The 16,580-nt window shown below is 55.7% G+C and carries 14 protein-coding genes; 7 read left to right on the top strand and 7 right to left on the bottom strand.

The genetic code is table 11. From position 1 onward, the window contains the following. Window positions 1-12 precede the first annotated feature (12 nt). The 3 genes from dxs to QZ516_RS09710 all read right to left on the bottom strand — a co-directional run bounded on the left by dxs (window position 13) and on the right by QZ516_RS09710 (window position 3,163). Window positions 13-1,950 carry a 1-deoxy-D-xylulose-5-phosphate synthase gene (gene dxs, locus QZ516_RS09720; protein WP_297188882.1) on the bottom strand — a complete coding sequence of 646 codons (1,938 nt, stop codon included), beginning with the start codon at window positions 1,948-1,950 and terminating at the stop codon, window positions 13-15. A gap of 89 nt (window positions 1,951-2,039) precedes the next feature. Further along, entirely contained in the window at window positions 2,040-2,930 is an 891-nt protein-coding gene (locus QZ516_RS09715; RefSeq protein WP_365333466.1) for a farnesyl diphosphate synthase, read from the bottom strand. Beyond that, window positions 2,930-3,163: an exodeoxyribonuclease VII small subunit gene (locus tag QZ516_RS09710; protein ID WP_036859363.1), complete on the bottom strand. Its 234-nt coding sequence runs from the start codon at window positions 3,161-3,163 to the stop codon at window positions 2,930-2,932. Before QZ516_RS09710 ends, QZ516_RS09715 begins: the two co-directional genes overlap by 1 nt. 546 nt (window positions 3,164-3,709) lie before the next feature. Between QZ516_RS09710 and QZ516_RS09705 the strand changes: the two genes are divergently transcribed. Next, entirely contained in the window at window positions 3,710-4,270 is a 561-nt protein-coding gene (locus QZ516_RS09705) for an HNH endonuclease (protein WP_297189300.1), read from the top strand. 115 nt (window positions 4,271-4,385) lie between these two features. Then, a complete protein-coding gene (locus QZ516_RS09700; protein WP_297188879.1) occupies window positions 4,386-5,153 on the top strand; it encodes an SDR family oxidoreductase in 768 nt (255 codons plus the stop codon). 9 nt (window positions 5,154-5,162) lie between these two features. Here the strand turns inward: QZ516_RS09700 and QZ516_RS09695 are convergent, their stop codons facing one another. Together QZ516_RS09695 and QZ516_RS09690 are read right to left on the bottom strand one after the other, a co-directional pair. Next, a complete protein-coding gene (locus tag QZ516_RS09695; protein ID WP_297188876.1) occupies window positions 5,163-6,512 on the bottom strand; it encodes a sodium-dependent transporter in 1,350 nt (449 codons plus the stop codon). A 60-nt stretch (window positions 6,513-6,572) separates the two neighbouring features. Further along, entirely contained in the window at window positions 6,573-7,580 is a 1,008-nt protein-coding gene (locus tag QZ516_RS09690; RefSeq protein ID WP_297188873.1) for a zinc-binding dehydrogenase, read from the bottom strand. A 215-nt stretch (window positions 7,581-7,795) separates the two neighbouring features. On the opposite strand from QZ516_RS09690, the gene QZ516_RS09685 reads away from it, so the two are divergent. The 5 genes from QZ516_RS09685 (at window position 7,796) to QZ516_RS09665 (ending at window position 12,101) form a co-directional block, all read left to right on the top strand. Continuing rightward, window positions 7,796-8,215, top strand: a complete 420-nt coding sequence (locus tag QZ516_RS09685; RefSeq protein ID WP_297188871.1) for a universal stress protein — start codon at window positions 7,796-7,798, stop codon at window positions 8,213-8,215. Between the two features lie 186 nt (window positions 8,216-8,401). After that, window positions 8,402-8,893 carry an Hsp20 family protein gene (locus QZ516_RS09680; protein ID WP_297188868.1) on the top strand — a complete coding sequence of 164 codons (492 nt, stop codon included), beginning with the start codon at window positions 8,402-8,404 and terminating at the stop codon, window positions 8,891-8,893. A gap of 216 nt (window positions 8,894-9,109) precedes the next feature. Further along, window positions 9,110-10,477, top strand: coding sequence for a Do family serine endopeptidase (locus QZ516_RS09675; protein WP_297188865.1), 1,368 nt, complete (start codon window positions 9,110-9,112; stop codon window positions 10,475-10,477). Between the two features lie 272 nt (window positions 10,478-10,749). Beyond that, window positions 10,750-11,130, top strand: a complete 381-nt coding sequence (locus QZ516_RS09670; RefSeq protein ID WP_297188862.1) for a PA2779 family protein — start codon at window positions 10,750-10,752, stop codon at window positions 11,128-11,130. A 113-nt stretch (window positions 11,131-11,243) separates the two neighbouring features. Then, entirely contained in the window at window positions 11,244-12,101 is an 858-nt protein-coding gene (locus QZ516_RS09665) for a PA2778 family cysteine peptidase (RefSeq protein ID WP_297188859.1), read from the top strand. A 10-nt stretch (window positions 12,102-12,111) separates the two neighbouring features. Here the strand turns inward: QZ516_RS09665 and QZ516_RS09660 are convergent, their stop codons facing one another. Together QZ516_RS09660 and QZ516_RS09655 are read right to left on the bottom strand one after the other, a co-directional pair. Then, window positions 12,112-15,264 (bottom strand): multidrug efflux RND transporter permease subunit, encoded by a 3,153-nt coding sequence (locus QZ516_RS09660; RefSeq protein ID WP_297188858.1) that lies wholly within the window; start codon window positions 15,262-15,264, stop codon window positions 12,112-12,114. Between the two features lie 27 nt (window positions 15,265-15,291). After that, window positions 15,292-16,476, bottom strand: coding sequence for an efflux RND transporter periplasmic adaptor subunit (locus QZ516_RS09655; RefSeq protein ID WP_297188855.1), 1,185 nt, complete (start codon window positions 16,474-16,476; stop codon window positions 15,292-15,294). Window positions 16,477-16,580: the final 104 nt, after the last annotated feature.

Genomic DNA, 16,580 nt, shown 5'->3' with positions numbered 1-16,580 from the left:
AGCGGCGTGGTTTCAGTACGCGGTATCCGACAGGTTATTGTCTTTTTGTTGCAGCCGTTGCTGGATACTGCGCAGGACGCCGGCTGCATCCAGTCCGGCCGCCGTCAGTTGCTGTTGATGGCTGCCATGTTCCAGAAAGATATCCGGCAGACCCAGATGCATTACCTGTACCAGAAAACCCATACAGGCCAGATGCTCGCTGACAGCGGCACCAGCGCCACCCTGGGTGGTATTTTCTTCGAGAGTGACCAGCAGGGTATGTTGTGTAGCCAGCCGAGTTATCAGTTCTTTGTCCAGGGGTTTTACAAAGCGCATGTCCACCACGGTGGCGTCCAGTTTTTCGGCGGCTTCCATAGCTGCAGGTAGTAGGGTGCCAAAGTTTAGTATGGCCACCTGATGGCCTTTTCGACGGATCAGCCCTTTGCCTATTGGCAGTGCGGTCATCGCCTGTTCGATTGCTACGCCGGGCCCCGTCCCCCTGGGGTAGCGGACTGCAGCCGGGCCGTTGTGAATATAGCCGGTATAGAGCAACTGGCGGGTTTCGTTTTCATCAGAGGGCGTCATCACCAGCATGTTCGGGATGCAGCGCAGGTAGGTAAGATCAAAACTGCCGGCATGGGTTGGTCCGTCTTCTCCTACAAGCCCGGCGCGATCAATACCAAAAAGTACATCCAGACCCTGTAGCGCCACATCGTGAATCAGCTGATCATAGGCGCGCTGCAGAAAGGTGGAGTAGATAGCCACGACAGGCTTGATTCCCTCACAGGCCATCCCTGCGGCCAATGTGACGGCGTGTTGTTCCGCGATGGCTACATCGTGGAAGCGATCTGCAAAGCGGTTGGCAAATTCGACCATCCCAGAGCCTTCGCACATGGCCGGTGTAATCCCCACCAGGCGTGAATCTTTCTCTGCCATATCGCACAGCCAGTTACCGAATACCTGCTGGTATTTGAGTTTTGGCGGACTGATCTTGGCGACGGGTTTTGCCACCGCTATCTGGGGCTTGGTTTTTGGCTCAATCTTGTTCAGTGCATGATACCCCACCGGGTCTGCTTCGGCGGGGCCAAATCCCTTGCCCTTGCGGGTAATGGTATGCAACAGGATAGGGCCGTTCAGGCAGCGCAGATTGCGCAGCGTTTGCACCAGCAGTGGCAGGTTGTGTCCGTCGATAGGTCCGATGTAGTTGAAGCCCAACTCTTCAAAGACAATACCGGGCGCCACCATGGCTTTGAGGTGTTCTTCGGTTTTGCGAACAAAGGTGGCCGCTGAGGGTATTGAGCGGAGCACCTTTTTGCCCCCTTCGCGGATGGAGTTATAGAACCGGCTTGACCAGATTTTGGAAAAATAGGTGGCGAGCCCCCCCACATTGTGGGAGATGGACATATTGTTGTCGTTCAGTAGCACCAGCAGGTCGGCATCGGTGTGGGCGGCATGATTGAGTGCTTCGAAGGCCATGCCTGCGGTCATGGCACCGTCGCCAATAACTGCCACCGCCTTGCGTTTCTCACCATTGAGGGCGGAGCCCAGCGCCATCCCCAGGGCGGCGCTGATGGATGTGCTGGAATGACCACCACCGAAAGTGTCATATTCACTCTCTGAGCGTTTTGGGAATGCCGAGAGGCCTTCCATCTGCCGGATCTGGAGCATCAGGTCGCGTCGACTGGTCAGGATTTTATGGGGGTAGGCCTGATGGCCAACATCCCATACCAGACGGTCATGGGGGGTGTTGTAGACATAGTGCAGGGCAATGGTCAGCTCGACGGTTCCCAGGCCAGCACCAAAATGGCCGCCGCTTTTTCCGACACTGTAAAGCAGGTAGGCGCGCAATTCGTTTGCGAGCTCTGGCAGCTGCTCCGGTTCCAGTTCGCGGAGATGAAAGGGCCGATCGATGGTGTCCAGCAGTGGGGTTTCCGGACGAACCAGTGGTATGTCATCAAAGGTCTTTGGCATGCAAGATCAATTCTGGGTAAAGGGTGCAATCTTACACCAAAAAGTCGTGTGAAACGTCCCCACCTTACCGAGGTCAATAGCCCTGTACGTTAGTATTCCCTTTTGACGATATAGTTTGCTATGGCGCGAAGCTGGTCTGCGCGCTCATCGAAACTGGCCAGCGCGGTCAGTGACTTGCTGTGAAGCTCTGCGGCTTTGTGCCGGGCGCCATCAATGCCCAGCAGCGATAGATAGGTGGGTTTGTTGCGGGCCTGGTCCGATCCCTGCCGCTTCCCAAGCACAGAGGTATTGGTTGTGACATCGAGAATATCATCCTGCACCTGAAACGCGAGGCCGATTGCCTCGCCATAATCTTTCAGCGCACCGAGTTGCCCTTCCGAGGCGCCGGCTGTCATCCCCCCCATCATGACACTGGCGGAAATCATGGCGCCTGTCTTGTGGCGGTGCATATGTTCCAGTTGCGGGAGTGTGAGCGTTTGGTTGACGGCAGCCATATCGATGGCCTGACCGTAAACCATACCATCGATGCCGGCTGCTTTGGTCAGCATCGCGAGTAAGCGCAGTATTGTCTGCGGGGGCAACTGCTGTGCCTCGAGGAGCTGTTCAAATGCGAGTGTTTGCAGGCCGTCGCCAGCCAGAATCGCTGTGGCTTCGTCGAAGGCAATATGGCAGGTGGGCTTGCCACGACGCAAATCATCGTTGTCCATGGCGGGAAGATCATCGTGAATCAGCGAATAGGCGTGAATCATTTCCAGTGCCGCTGCTACCCGGTCGGTGGAAGGATTGATTTCGCCCACGGCATTGGCCGCAGCGTAGGCCAGTAGAGGGCGAATGCGTTTGCCGCCGTTGAACAGGCTGTAGCGAATTGCCTCGAAAAGGGTGGTTTCTCCCTGGCAGGCAATGGGGAGCATGGCATTGAGGTGTTGATCAATCCGCTGCTGCGACTGCTGCTGAAAGTCTGCAAAACGTAGGGTGTCCATCAGCCGCTCTCAGGATCAAAGACCTTGGGTTCAGAGGATCCGCTAGTCAGCATATCGACTTTAAGCTGGGCATCCTTGAGTGCCTGCTGGCATTCGCGGGTTATTTTAATGCCCGCTTCAAAGGCTTTGAGTGAGTCCTCCAGACTTAGAGTCCCCTTTTCCATGTCATTGACCAGTTCTTCAAGCTGGTGCAGTTTTTCCTCAAAATCCAATGGTTTTTTGCGGCTGGCCACGTTTTACGCTCCAAAAATCAAGCTGCAACACTAACCGAGCCAAGTGATGTGGTCAATTCTGTGAGCGCGCATCTGTAATCTTTTTCCTACAAAAAAAACAGAAAAATACCAATGGTGGCGGCATTGGAAAAAGTAGATAGTGATGTGGCATGGACGCTGTGACACATGGATGTGTAACGCGATGACCAAGGAAAAACATGGATGTTAGGTTATTCTGTGGTTTCCAGATGGGAACCACAATTTCCTGTACTGCCCCTAAAGCCCTGATATCTCCTGTATCAGGGCTTTATTTTTTATCTGTTGACAGTGTTTTCTCCGGGTTTATTATTGCTGAAGTTGTACCTCGCAGGAGCAATAGGCCTTCAGTTGCAGCAATGAGCCCAAAGCAGTGTGCCGCCCCAAAAAAATACCCGTGATGCTGCGGTGGGTATGCTTTATGCCTTTTTGCTCTGATCCCCAGGCCCCGTTTGTTCTTGACGGGGCTTTTTACATTTTGGAAAGACGGTCTGCAGCTCACTCTGGAATTCAGCAGTGGTGGTCGGCGTGATACAACCGAGAATTTTACGACTCAATCAGGCAGGCCAGCCTATCGAATGGCTGGATTGGCAGGAAGCCGTGTGCCTGTTTGCCAGGGAGCTTGTCGTCTGGACGCTGGGTGATGTGGTCAAAAACGTTCATGGGGGTTATAGCCGCCATACCGGAGAGCAGTCCCGTATGGTATTGCCCAGTATCATTGCCTGTACCGGTGAGCAGTTGGCGCGTCCTCAGACACGGCACCCGCTGAGCAATCCTGCACTGTTTGCCCGCGATGGTTATTTGTGCATGTATTGTGCCCGTCCCTTTGATAGCAATGCGCTGACACGTGATCATATCGTGCCCACTTCCAGGGGTGGGGAGGATCGCTGGGAGAACGTGGTTGCCGCCTGTCGCCGTTGTAATCAGCACAAAGCTGACCGTCTGCTCGATGAATTGAATATGCAGTTGGTCGCTCTGCCGTTCAGGCCCAACAACGCGGAATATCTGGCACTGATTAACTCCAGGCGGATATTGGGGGATCAGATGGAATTTCTGCGGAGCCAGTTTTCCAGAAATTCGAGACTGTTGTAGTCTATTTGTTCGACACTTCCCGGCGATCCTGCAGTTTTAACAGCCGTCACTTTTTGCTGATTTCATGCTAGCCTCTTGCCCCGAAAGCCATTAACCCATTGTTGAGGATCATTGAATGGAGCTCGGAATTGCCGGAAAAACAGCGTTGGTTTGTGCCGCCAGTAAAGGGCTGGGCAAAGGGTGTGCGATGGCCCTGGCAGCGGAGGGCGCCAAGCTGGTGATTATGGCAAGGCAGGCGGATACGCTGGCAGCAACCGCCGAGGCGATCCGGATGGCCACGGGCGCCGAGGTGACCACCGTGGTGGGTGACATCACGACGGAGGCGGGTCGGGATGTGGTCCTCGCCACCTGCCCTGCACCGGATATTCTGGTGAATAATGCCGGAGGGCCGCCGCCGGGAGACTTTCGCAACTGGGGGCAGAAAGAATGGTTCGAAGCGGTCAATGGCAATATGTATAGCCCGATTGACATGATTCGCCGTACCCTGGATGGCATGATCGAGCGACGGTTTGGGCGGATTATCAATATCACCAGTGCTGCGGTAAAGCAGCCGTTTGAGCCGCTGGGATTGTCCAACGGCGCCCGCTCCGGGTTGACCGGTTTTGTTGCCGGAATTTCCCGGGACCCGGCGCGCTTTAATGTGACCATCAATAATTTATTACCGGGACTCTTTGATACCGAGCGGGGCCATGGTGCCGCTACACTGATCGGTAACAGCAAGGGGCTTTCTGCCCAGGACATTATCGCCGGTCTGCCCGCCGGCCGGTTGGGTATGGTCGAGGAATTTGGTGCCACCTGTGCGTTCCTTTGCAGCCAACAGGCAGCCTATATCACCGGCCAGAATATCCTGATTGATGGTGGTAACTACCGCGGCACTTTCTGAGGTGTAGCGCTAGTTCATCAGGCTCTGTGCCAGCACCAACAGTATCAGTGCCGGGCAGCAGAATTTTGCGTAGCCGGGCCAGATTCGCCAGAACAGGCTGTGCTGTACGTCGGGCAAGCCTCGGCGAATCTCCTCCAGAACCCGATCCCTGCGCCAGACCCAGGTGGCAAAAACACATAACATCAGTCCCAGCAGGGGCTGGCTGTAGCGGGTGGTGAGGGTCACAACGGCCGCAAACAGGGTGTCAAAATTCATCACGATCACCGCGCTTATGGCAAAGACTATCGCGCCGGATAGCCAGGTAGCCATAGGGCGACTGGCAACATGTTGTTCGAGGGTGTAGGACACGGGCACTTCGAGCATGGAAATCGATGATGTGAGCGCCGCGATTGACAGCAGGGTAAAGAACAGTAAAGCAACCACAGTGCCGCCAGCCATGGTTTTAAACAGGGCGGGCAGTGTTTGAAAAATCAGGTCTGGTCCTGCCATCAACGCCCCTTGGGGCGTATAGATTTCCACCCCCTGATGTTGGGCGACAAACATCGCTGGCAGCACAAGCAGTCCCGCCAAAAAGGCCACGGATGAATCCAGTGCCGTGACAATGGCACCCATGGCGGGCAGGTTGTCGTCTGGCCTGAGGTAAGAGCCGTAGATCAGCATGGTGCCGACCCCGAGCGACAGGGAAAAGAAAGCCTGGCCGAGGGCGCTGAGGATCAACTTGGGATCACCGATACGGCTGAAATCGGGGATCAGGTAGAGCTTGAGCCCATCGACTGCTCCGGGCTGGGTGAGCACATAGACGATCAGAAAAATCATCATCGCCAGCAGGGCTGGCATCAACCGACACGACCATTTTTCGATGCCGTGCTCAACGCCGGCACTGATAACTGCGCAGGTAACAATCAGAAAAATCGCGCAAAACAGCAGGTTTCTGGGTGCGCTGAATTCCGTGAGCCAGTTGGCCAATCCCGGCAGTCCGCTGAGACTGACCATCGGCTCCAGCAGATAGGCGAGCATCCAGCCGGCCACAATGCTGTAAAAGCTGAGGATCAGTGCTGCGACAATAATGCCGTAAAAACCGGTCAGTTTTCCCAGCAATCTGGTGGTTTTTCCGGGTGATATGATTTGCAGTGCAGAAACCATATTGGCGCGGGTATGACGGCCGATAATCAATTCGGCCATGAGTGCCGGGTAGGCCAGGCAAAACGCCAGCAGAAAATACACCAGTACAAAGGCGCCGCCGCCATTCTCGGCAGCATTGGTGGGGAACCCCCAGATATTCCCCAACCCCACTGCCGACCCCGAGGCCGCCAGAATAAAGCCAATCCTGGATGAGAACTGCCCGCGGGGGGATGACATGGCGATCACTCGTGTTGAGCGGTGAGTTCTGACGACCGAAATTGCCGTCTTGCTGGGATATTAGTCATTCAGCAGCACTATTTTACCGGTGTGTGAAAACCCTTCCATCCGCTGATGGGCCGCGACCGCGTCCTCCAGCGCCATCACCCGATCAATAACAGGCAGGATCCGGTGTGCTGCCACAAAGTCGATCATGGCGGCAAACTCTGCATTGCTGCCCATGGTGGTACCCTGTATACGGATCTGTCGGAAGAAAAGCTTTGCCAGTTCCAGCCCTTTGGTCGGGTTGCCGAGGGTCGCACCAAAGAAGACCAGCCGTCCACCGGGCAACAAACTGTCCAGCAGGCTGTTGAGCGCGTCGCCACCAGCGCTGTCGATCACCGTGTGAAAGCCGCCGGATTGTTGCCGAAGTTTTTTATAGCACGCTGGGTCGCAGTAATTTTCGCCACCGGCTACCCCCATGGCCTTGGCGGCAGCCAGTTTTTCATCGCTGCCACTGCTGACATAGACTTCGGCGCCGAGATTCAGGCACCAGAGAATGGCAAAGGTCGAAACACCACTGCCGGCACCGGTAATCAATACCCGCTGACCGGGTTGCACATGCCCCTGGGTAGTCACGGCACGCCAGGCCGTCAGTCCCGCCAGCGGAATGGCGGCCGCCTGTGGCCAGTCGAGGTGGGCAGGTTTCGGGTAAACATCGCTCGCGGCAACACAGATGTATTCGGCAAAAGTGCCCTGGTCCGGCATACCCAATACCCGAAAATCCGGGCCGTAGTGACGTTGTTCGGGGCCCCAGTTTTTGGCAGGGTATATCACCACCTGCTGTCCCAGCAGGTCGCTCTGGACACCATCGCCCAGCGCATCGACAACCCCTGCGCCGTCAGAGCCGGGAACACAGGGCAACGCTATTTTTGGGTACTTGCCCTGTGTGATCCAGAGGTCGCGGCGGTTCAGTGCACTGGCAGCCAGTTTTACGCTTACTTCGCCCGGCCCGGGGGCTTTTTGTTCAATATCACGCAGTGTCAGTTTTTCAGGTCCACCAAGACTGTCGAGTACCACTGCCTTCATGTTGACTCTCCATTGTTCACAGGCGAAAACAGATAACCGTGACAGTAGCCGCGTTGCCTGCGATTTGGGTCATGGATATCGACTACACCGCAATGATACTAACATGTCATTATGGGCAGGGAGTGTAAACAGTTGCGACAGTCATCCTTACCGGTTTGGCAGGTCGGATGGTTACATAACCGAGTCATATTGGAATACTTAAAAGGGGCATAGTGATGTATAAAAATATTCTGGTTCCGACAGATTTGACGGATAAAAGTGAGCCCGCTATCCGGGAGGCACTGTCGATAGCTATTCGGTCCGGCGGCCAGCTACGTCTGCTGCATGTACTGGAAAAACTGGGTGGTGAAATCGATGGAGAGCTGGAGGCCTTCTACCAGAAGCTTGCCAGTCAGGCCGACGAGACCCTGACGCATTGGCAGCAACATTTTCAGTCAGAGTATCCCGGCGTGCCAATTGAAAAGGTGATTGCAGTGGGTAAGCGGGCCCCTGAAATCATCCACTGTTGTGAGGAAGAGGAGATAGACTTGATTGTGATGGCAGCCCGCACCGTCAAACCGGGGCAAAAATCGTTTGGCACCCTGAGCCATCAGGTCGCCCTGTTCGCGCCGGTATCCGTGTTGATGGTCCGCTGAAACGCCTTTTTTGTCCTTGTTTCCAGGAGGAGAGTGTCCAGGATTAGAGTGGTTTCAGCAACCATCAACAGCGACCCTTGAAATTCAGATTGCCGTACCTACATAAGCCCTGTGGGTGTCACGTCTCTCGCAGAGTGCATGCCCACGACCATTACTTTTTATATTGCTTCTAATGGAGGATATGTTATGGCAACTATTGATTTGACCCCGCTGTATCGCAGCACAATCGGCTTTGATCGTCTCGAACCGATGCTGAAAACCGCGTTGCGCACTGAGCAGACCTCGACGGTGTACCCGCCCTACGATATTGAGGTGCTTGATGAAAACCGTTATGCCATCACCATAGCTGTGGCTGGCTTTGAGCGCACCGAACTGGATATCCAGGTCGAGAAAGGGGTGCTCACGGTGTATGGCAAAAAGGCGAGTGACAAGACATCCCGCAACTACCTGCATCAGGGGATCGCCCGGCGCGCCTTCGAACGCAAATTCAACCTGGCGGATCATATTGAAGTGACCTCTGCGGATCTTAACAATGGCCTGCTGACCATCAACCTGCTCAAGGAAATTCCGGAGGCCATGAAGCCAAAAACCATCCCGATCAGTGATGGCGGAAATGTGCTTGAAGGTACTAAGGACAGTAGCGAGGACAGCAGCCAGATGAATAGCAAGGCGGCCTGAACAAACGGGGCGGCAAGGTGATTGCCGCCCCACCCACTAAAAATAGTTGGGAATTATTTTTTCCAAACCGTGTCCCACAACATTGTCAGGGGCGAGAACGTAGCTGATCGGCCCGGCGTCAAGGCAAGTGGTTCCATGATCAAACAAGTAATAGTAAACGGGTTGGGCACTGTCATTAGACAGCCAGGCCTTCGGTAATCCTCAGGAGTTTTTAGCATGCATCAGTTCAGACATTTCATGCTCGCGGTATCCATGTTGTTGGTGGCCGGTTTTACCCAGGCGGCGCTGCCGCTGCACGATGGCTCGGGCAGGGAGCTGCCCTCGCTGTCGCCGATGCTGAAGGGTGTCAGTCCGGCGGTTGTCAATATCGCGACATTTTCCAGTCAGCAGGCTACAAATAATCCCCTGATGAACGATCCCTTTTTTCGGCATTTTTTCAACGCACCCGACCCTCGTCAGCAGCGCCAGCAGCCGCCCAGAAAACGCCAGCAAAGTGCGGGTTCAGGGGTGATAGTCAACGCCGATGACGGTATTGTGATGACCAATTATCACGTGATCAAAGGTGCAGACGAAGTTCAGGTATCCATGGAGGATGGCCGTTCGTTTACCGCCAAAGTCAGAGGTTCCGACCCCGAGCTGGACATCGCCATTTTGCAGATTGAGGCCGACAATCTGGCTGAAGTACCACTGGGTGATTCCGGCAAACTGGAGGTCGGTAACTTTGTTGTGGCCATCGGTAGCCCGTTTGGGCTCGGACAAACCGTGACAACCGGTATCGTCAGTGCGCTGGATCGCACTGGCCTGGGTATCGAAGGCTATGAAAATTTCATACAGACAGATGCGTCCATCAATCCCGGCAACTCCGGTGGTGCACTGGTCAGCCTGCGCGGGGAACTGGTGGGAATCAATACGGCCATTCTGGCACCGGCCGGCGGCAATATCGGCATCGGTTTTGCCATTCCAATCAACATGGCCAAAGCCAGTATGGCGCAGATTCTTGAACATGGCGAAGTGAAGCGTGGTCAGCTGGGTATTGGTATCCAGGATATTACGCCCGAGTTGCGCGAAGCCTTCAACCTCGAGAACGGCCAGCGAGGCGTACTGGTGACAGGCGTCAGTGACGACTCCACTGCCAAGAAAGCAGGTGTGCAGGCGGGTGATGTGATTATTGCGGTCGATGGTGAAGCGACCAACTCTTCCGGGCAGTTGCGCAGCCAGATAGGTATCAAATCCATTGGTGACAAGGTGCAGCTTTCCTTCATTCGCGATGGCAAGGTGAAAAAAGCTGATGTCAAGGTGGGTGAGCCACAGCAATTGACGTCCACCACCGGTGAGTTGCACAAGCTGCTGGAGGGTGCCCGCTTTGAAAACAACCCGGATGGCGAGGGTGTACTGGTGTCGGGCTTGTCCCCGAACTCCATTGCTGCCTATAACGGTCTGCGCCCCGGTGATGTGATTCTGGGTGCCAACCGGCAGCGCGTCACCAACCTCGACAGCTTCAAAAAAGCGCTTTCCCTGAGCAAGCAGTCAGTCTTGCTCCACGTCAGCAGGAATGGCAATTCCCTTTACCTGGTGATTCGCTAGCTTTTTCTATTATCCGGTGGACCTGTGTCTTGCAGGTTTCACCGGATACCCCCCCTTTTTTGTCATGGAAAATCCCTTTTCCTGTGCCGATTGCATTCATTTGTCATGCAATGAGCGATTTAACAGTTATTCAGCCGGAACCGGAGTAGGATGAAGGTGTTCCCTGAGTGGCCAGCCGGTGTCGGGAAGTCAGTAACATTGTCTGCTATCCTCAAAGGAGAGGTTCTTGCAGGTTTGCAATGGTCAATATTTTTTCAACAAGGAATTTAAGTATGAACAATCAATCCGTTAGACAACTGGTCTGCTACATACTGGTTACCATGGTGATGTTCGCTGGGTTGGTTAGCCAGTCCCATGCGGTGATGGTGGGTACCGATACGGTTGCCGCCGAGGTTTCTTCCGATCTGGGTCGTGCAGAGATCAAAGACCTTCTGGCTCGTCAGGATGTATCCGACAAACTGACCAGTCTGGGTGTCGATATTGCCGATGTCAGTGATCGGGTGGACTCAATGAGCGATGCGGAGGTCGCCGAGCTGAACCAGCAGATGGCCGACTTGCCCGCAGGTGGTGTGTTGGGTGCAATCGTACTGGTACTGTTGATTCTGATTCTTCTTGATGTTGCCGGGGTGACAGATATCTTCCCCGGTGTCTGAAATTGATTCACAGTAATCTGGTCCTTCAAAAACACGCGATGATCTCGCGTGTTTTTTTTCTGTGTTCTGTTCTGCTTTCCGGGTGTGTCAGTACACCCCAGACAGACCAGCTGTTGGCTGGACAAGCGGAAGATAGCTCCCGGCATGTATCCCACATCATAGAGGGGGTGCCTTTTTTTCCGCAAAACGATTATCACTGTGGTCCCGCTGCTCTCGCCACGGTGCTCTCTGCCTCCGGGCTTTCCACCGTGGTGCCCGACGATCTGGTGAGCAAGGTGTATGTGCCCGACAGAAAGGGCAGCTTTCAGGTGGAAATGCTGGCTGCGGCCAGGTCCTACGGACGTATCCCCTACCTCATCGAACCCCATATCGAACATCTGATCAGTGAAGTGCAGGCCGGCAACCCGGTGTTAGTGTTGCAGAATCTCGGCGTCAGTTGGTATGAGGTCTGGCACTACGCGGTCGTGGTTGGTTACGACCTGGACAGTGAAAAACTGGTGATGCATTCCGGTGAGAAGAAGCGGCGCATGACCAGGCTGGGGGTGTTTGAACAGACCTGGAGGCGCAGTGGTTACTGGGGTGTCGTCTTGCTGAAGCCGGGGCTGTTGCCCCGGCAGGCGGATGAGCAGAAATACTTCCTTTCGGTGGTCGACTTTGCGCGCAACAATCCCGCAGTGGACGTGGTGAAAGCCTATCAGGTGGGACTGGAACGCTGGCCGAACAGCAAGACACTCGGGTTTGCCCTGGCCAACCTGCACTACGGCATGGGCAAACTGTCGGAGGCGCTTGCCGGGTATCGCCGGTTACTCACCGTCGCCCCGAACTATGCCCCCGCCTATAACAATCTCGCCCAATTGCTCTCGGAACTCGGTGAGCACACCGAGGCGATTGCCATGGCTGAAAAAGCGGTGGCCCTGGGCGGGCCACACGCATCGCTGTATCAGAAGACCCTCGACGCGCTTCGGCAGTGATCCGCCCGATTTATTCTGCCGGCACATGCACCTTGCTGGTGCGTGACAGTTTTCTGAACAGCACATAGAAAACCGGGGTAAAGAACAACCCGAAAAACGTCACGCCGAGCATGCCGGAGAAAACCGCAATCCCGATATCACTGCGCATTTCGGAACCAGCGCCGGTGGACAGTACCATCGGGACTACACCCATGATGAATGCGAAGGACGTCATCAGAATTGGCCGCAACCGCATCCGGCTTGACGTCACCGCAGCGTGCCAGGTGTCCATGCCCTTGTGCTCCAGCTCCCGGGCAAACTCCACGATCAGAATGGCGTTTTTGCTGGCCAGACCCGCCAGCACGAACAGGCTGATCTGGGTAAAAATATTGTTGTCGCCACCGGTCAGCCACAGGCCGGCCACCGCCGACAATACCGACAGCGGCACAATACTGATTACCACCAACGGCAGCACCAGGCTTTCGTACTGTGCAGCCAGCACGAGAAAGACCAGCAACAGGCACAGGGGGAAAATAAAGATGGCGGTATTGCCACTCAGTACCTGCTGGTAGGTCAGGTCCGTCCACTCAAAGGTCATGCCCAGTGGCAACACCCTGTCGAGGATTTTGCTGATGGCATCCTGAGCCTGACCACTGGAATAGCCGGGTGCCGCATCACCATTCATATCTGCCGCCAGATAGCCGTTGTAGCGAATGGCGCTTTCCGGGCCGTAACTCTCTTTCATTTCCAGCACGCTGCCCAGCGGTACCATCTCCCCCCGGTCATTTTTCACTTTGAGGTTCAAGGCATTTTCAGGGTTGGTTCGGTATTCGGCATCCGCCTGGGCAATAACCTGGTAGGTGCGACCGAAACGGTTGAAATCATTCACATACAGCGAGCCGAGGTAGACCTGCATGGTATCGAAGATTTCCTTGATATCCAGGCCGAGCTGTTTGGCTTTGGTCCGGTCAAGATCGGCGTATAGCTGGGGGACATTGATCTTGTAGTTGGAATAGACATTGACCAGTGCCGGGTCCTGCCACGCGGCCTGTTGAACATTGTCTACAACCGCGGCCAGCTGCTCATAGCCGAGATTGGCGCGATCCTCGATCTGCAGTTTGAATCCGCCGGTGGTGCCGAGGCCCATGACCGGCGGTGGTGGGAAAATCGCAATGAACGCCTCTTCGATACCGGCGTATTGCATTTGCAGGCGTTCGGCGATGGCCGCGGCGGACAGCTCCGGCGAATTGCGCCTGTCAAAGTTTTCCAGCGTGACAAAGACGATGCCGGCACTGGCGCTATTAGTAAAGCCGTTCACCGAAAGGCCGGGGAACTGCACCGCATTGGCGACACCCTCTTCGGCCATGGCGATGCTGCCCATCTCCCGGATGACGGCTTCCGTTCGGGCCAGGGACGCACCATCGGGCAGCTGCGCGAAACTGATCAGGTACTGCTTATCCTGGGGCGGGACAAACCCTTTCGGTAGACTGCTAAAGCCAATAGCGGTCACGCCGATCAACACCAGATAAACCGCAAAAGACGTGGTTTTATGACTCAGCAAGCCAGCGATGGATGTGGAGTAGGCGCTGGACGATTTTTTGAAGCCCCGGTTGAACAACCGGAAGAAGCCACCAAACAATTTGTCCATGATTCTTGTCAGACGATCTTTGGGTGCATCCTGGCTTTTCAGCAGCAACGCCGCCAGGGCGGGGCTCAGCGTCAGGGAGTTGAAAGCCGAGATGGTGGTTGAGATGGCAATGGTCAGGGCGAACTGCTTGTAGAATTGGCCGGTCAGCCCGCTGATAAAGGCAATCGGCACAAATACAGCCACCAGGGTGAGCGAGATCGCGATAATCGGCCCACTGACTTCCTGCATGGCCCGATAGGTGGCCTCGCGGGGGTCAAGCCCCTCGGAAATGTTGCGCTCGACGTTCTCCACCACCACGATGGCGTCGTCCACCACGATGCCAATGGACAACACCAGCCCGAACAGTGACAGGGTATTGATGGAAAAGCCGAACAGCCACATCAGGGCGAAGGTACCGATAATCGACACCGGCACAGCCAGCAGCGGAATAATCGAAGCACGCCAGGTCTGGAGGAAGACCACGACCACAATCACCACCAGCAACAGGGCTTCCAGCAGGGTTTTCACCACGGCCTTGATTGAGTCCTTGACGAATACCGTGGGATCGTAGACCACCTCGTAATCGAGGCCCTCGGGAAACAGTGGCTTCAGTGCCTCCATGGTGCGGCGTACTTCATCGGAGATGGCGATGGCATTGGCACCGGGCGCCTGAAAGATCGGGATTGCCACAGCGGGTTTGTTATCCAGCATGGCATTGAGGTTGTAATCGGCAGCTGCCATCTCAATGCGTGCGACATCCCTGAGTCGGGTGATCTGACCACTGTTGCCGGCATGCACGATGATGTCGGCGAATTCCTCCGGGGTTTCCAGTCGCCCCATGGCATTGACGGGCAGCTGCACATCCACCGGCTCCGCCATGGGCGCGCCGCCGATGATGCCCGCTGCCACCTGCACATTCTGTTCCCGGATCGCCGCAATTACTTCATTGGCCGAGAGATTGCGCTCGGCAATTTTTTCCGGGTCGAGCCAGATACGCATCGCATAGTCACCGGAGCCAAACAGGCGCACTGTGCCAACCCCATTGACCTTGGCCAGCTCGTCCTTGACATGCATCAGCGCATAGTTGCGCAGATAGAGTTCATCGTAGCGCTGATCCGGTGACACCAGGTGGACCACCAGGGTGAGATCCGGCGAGCTTTTCACGACCGTTACCCCAAGCTGCCGCGTGACTTCCGGCAAGCGGGGCAGGGCCTGGGATATCCGGTTTTGCACCATCTGCTGGGCGAGATCGGGGTCCGTGCCTATTTTGAAGGTGACGGTGAGGGTCATTCGCCCATCCGAGGTGGCCTGGGACGACATGTAAATCATGTTTTCCACACCACTGAGTTGCTCTTCAAGCGGCGTCGCCACTGACTCGGCAATGACCTTGGGGTTGGCGCCGGGAAAAGAAGCATTCACCACCACTGAGGGCGGCGTAACCTCGGGGTATTCAGAAATCGGCAACTGAAACATCGCCAGCAGACCGGCGATCATCACCATCAGGGAGAGCACGCCGGCGAAGATCGGGCGATCTATAAAAAATCTGGAAATGTTCATGGCGGTCCTTCAGGGAAATATTGAGACTTATTCAGCCGTTGTGTCGGTAGTCCGGGGCTGTGCAGGTGCGGGATCGACCGGCATACCCGGTCGAATGTGGGCGAGCCCGTTGATCACCACCTGATCGCCAGGTTGCAACCCTCTCAGCACAACCCGCTGCCCCTTGTGATAGGAGCCCAGGGTGACTTCCCGGTAGGCGGCGATATGGTCTTCGCCGACCACATAGACAAACTTCTTGTCCTGATTGGTGCCCACAGCGCCGACGGGGATCAGTAATACCTCGACTTCAGTGGCTGCACCGAGTTGCACATTGGCGTACATGCCGGGTGTCAGAGCGCCGTCGGTATTGTCAAAGATGGCCCGCGCCCGGATGGTGCCGCTGGAAATATCCAGTTGGTTGTCGAAGGCATGGATTGTGCCCCGATACACCCTCTCGTCGTTTGCCAGTGTCAGCTCTACCGGCATCGCCTCTGTATGATCGGCACTCCGGATTGATTGCAGATAAGTTTGCTCGTCCACATTGAATTCGGCGTACAGCTGCTGATTGGATACCAGTGCTGCCAGTACGGGTGCGCTGGCACCGGCTTCCACCAGGTTGCCCTCGGTGAGTTCTGCACGGCTTATCCGGCCTGAAAAGGGGGCCTTGATGTGCGCATACTGAAGATCCAGCTCCGTTCTGACCACAGCGCTTTCCGCTTCCCGTATCATCGCGCTGGCTACCTGGTATTCATTTTTCGCCGCATCATAAATGCTGTCTGATACCAGTTTCCGCTCGACCAGCTTGCTGGCCCGTGCCAGTTCGTCTCGCGCCAGGGTGGTGCGGGACTCTGCAGAGGCAAGTTGTGCTTTTGCCTGTTGCACAGCGGCCTGGTAGGGCCGGGGGTCGATAACAAAGAGCAGTTCACCCCGCTCGACCAGCTGTCCATCCTGAAACAGCACCTGCTGAATCTCGCCGCCCACCCGGGGTTTTATCTCGGCGGTATGCACTGCGGTCAGGCGGCCGGCAAAGCGTGTCCAGAGGCGAACGGATTCCAGCGCCACCGCTGTAACGAAGACCTGTCTTGCGGGTGGTGCCGCTGATGCCGTCTCGTCACTGGAATAGCCCTGGTGGGGGAATGCGATGTAATAGATGACCGCCAGCAGGGCCAACAATACAGCGACGGTTGTGCCCGCAGCAAAGCGAGGGTACCTCTTGCCGGATGTGTCAGGCATGGTTGAGCTCCAGATGTAAGGTGTTAAACGGCTTTCTGTTGCCGCAGGCGGCTATTTGTTATCTAACAGAGCAGCTTACATACCGACCGGTATGTCCGTCAATT

It is taken from the genome of uncultured Porticoccus sp., assembly GCF_913061305.1.
Classification (GTDB): domain Bacteria; phylum Pseudomonadota; class Gammaproteobacteria; order Pseudomonadales; family Porticoccaceae; genus Porticoccus.
Note: the sequence above shows the minus strand (reverse complement) of the source record. Positions and strands in the feature narration are given on the sequence as shown.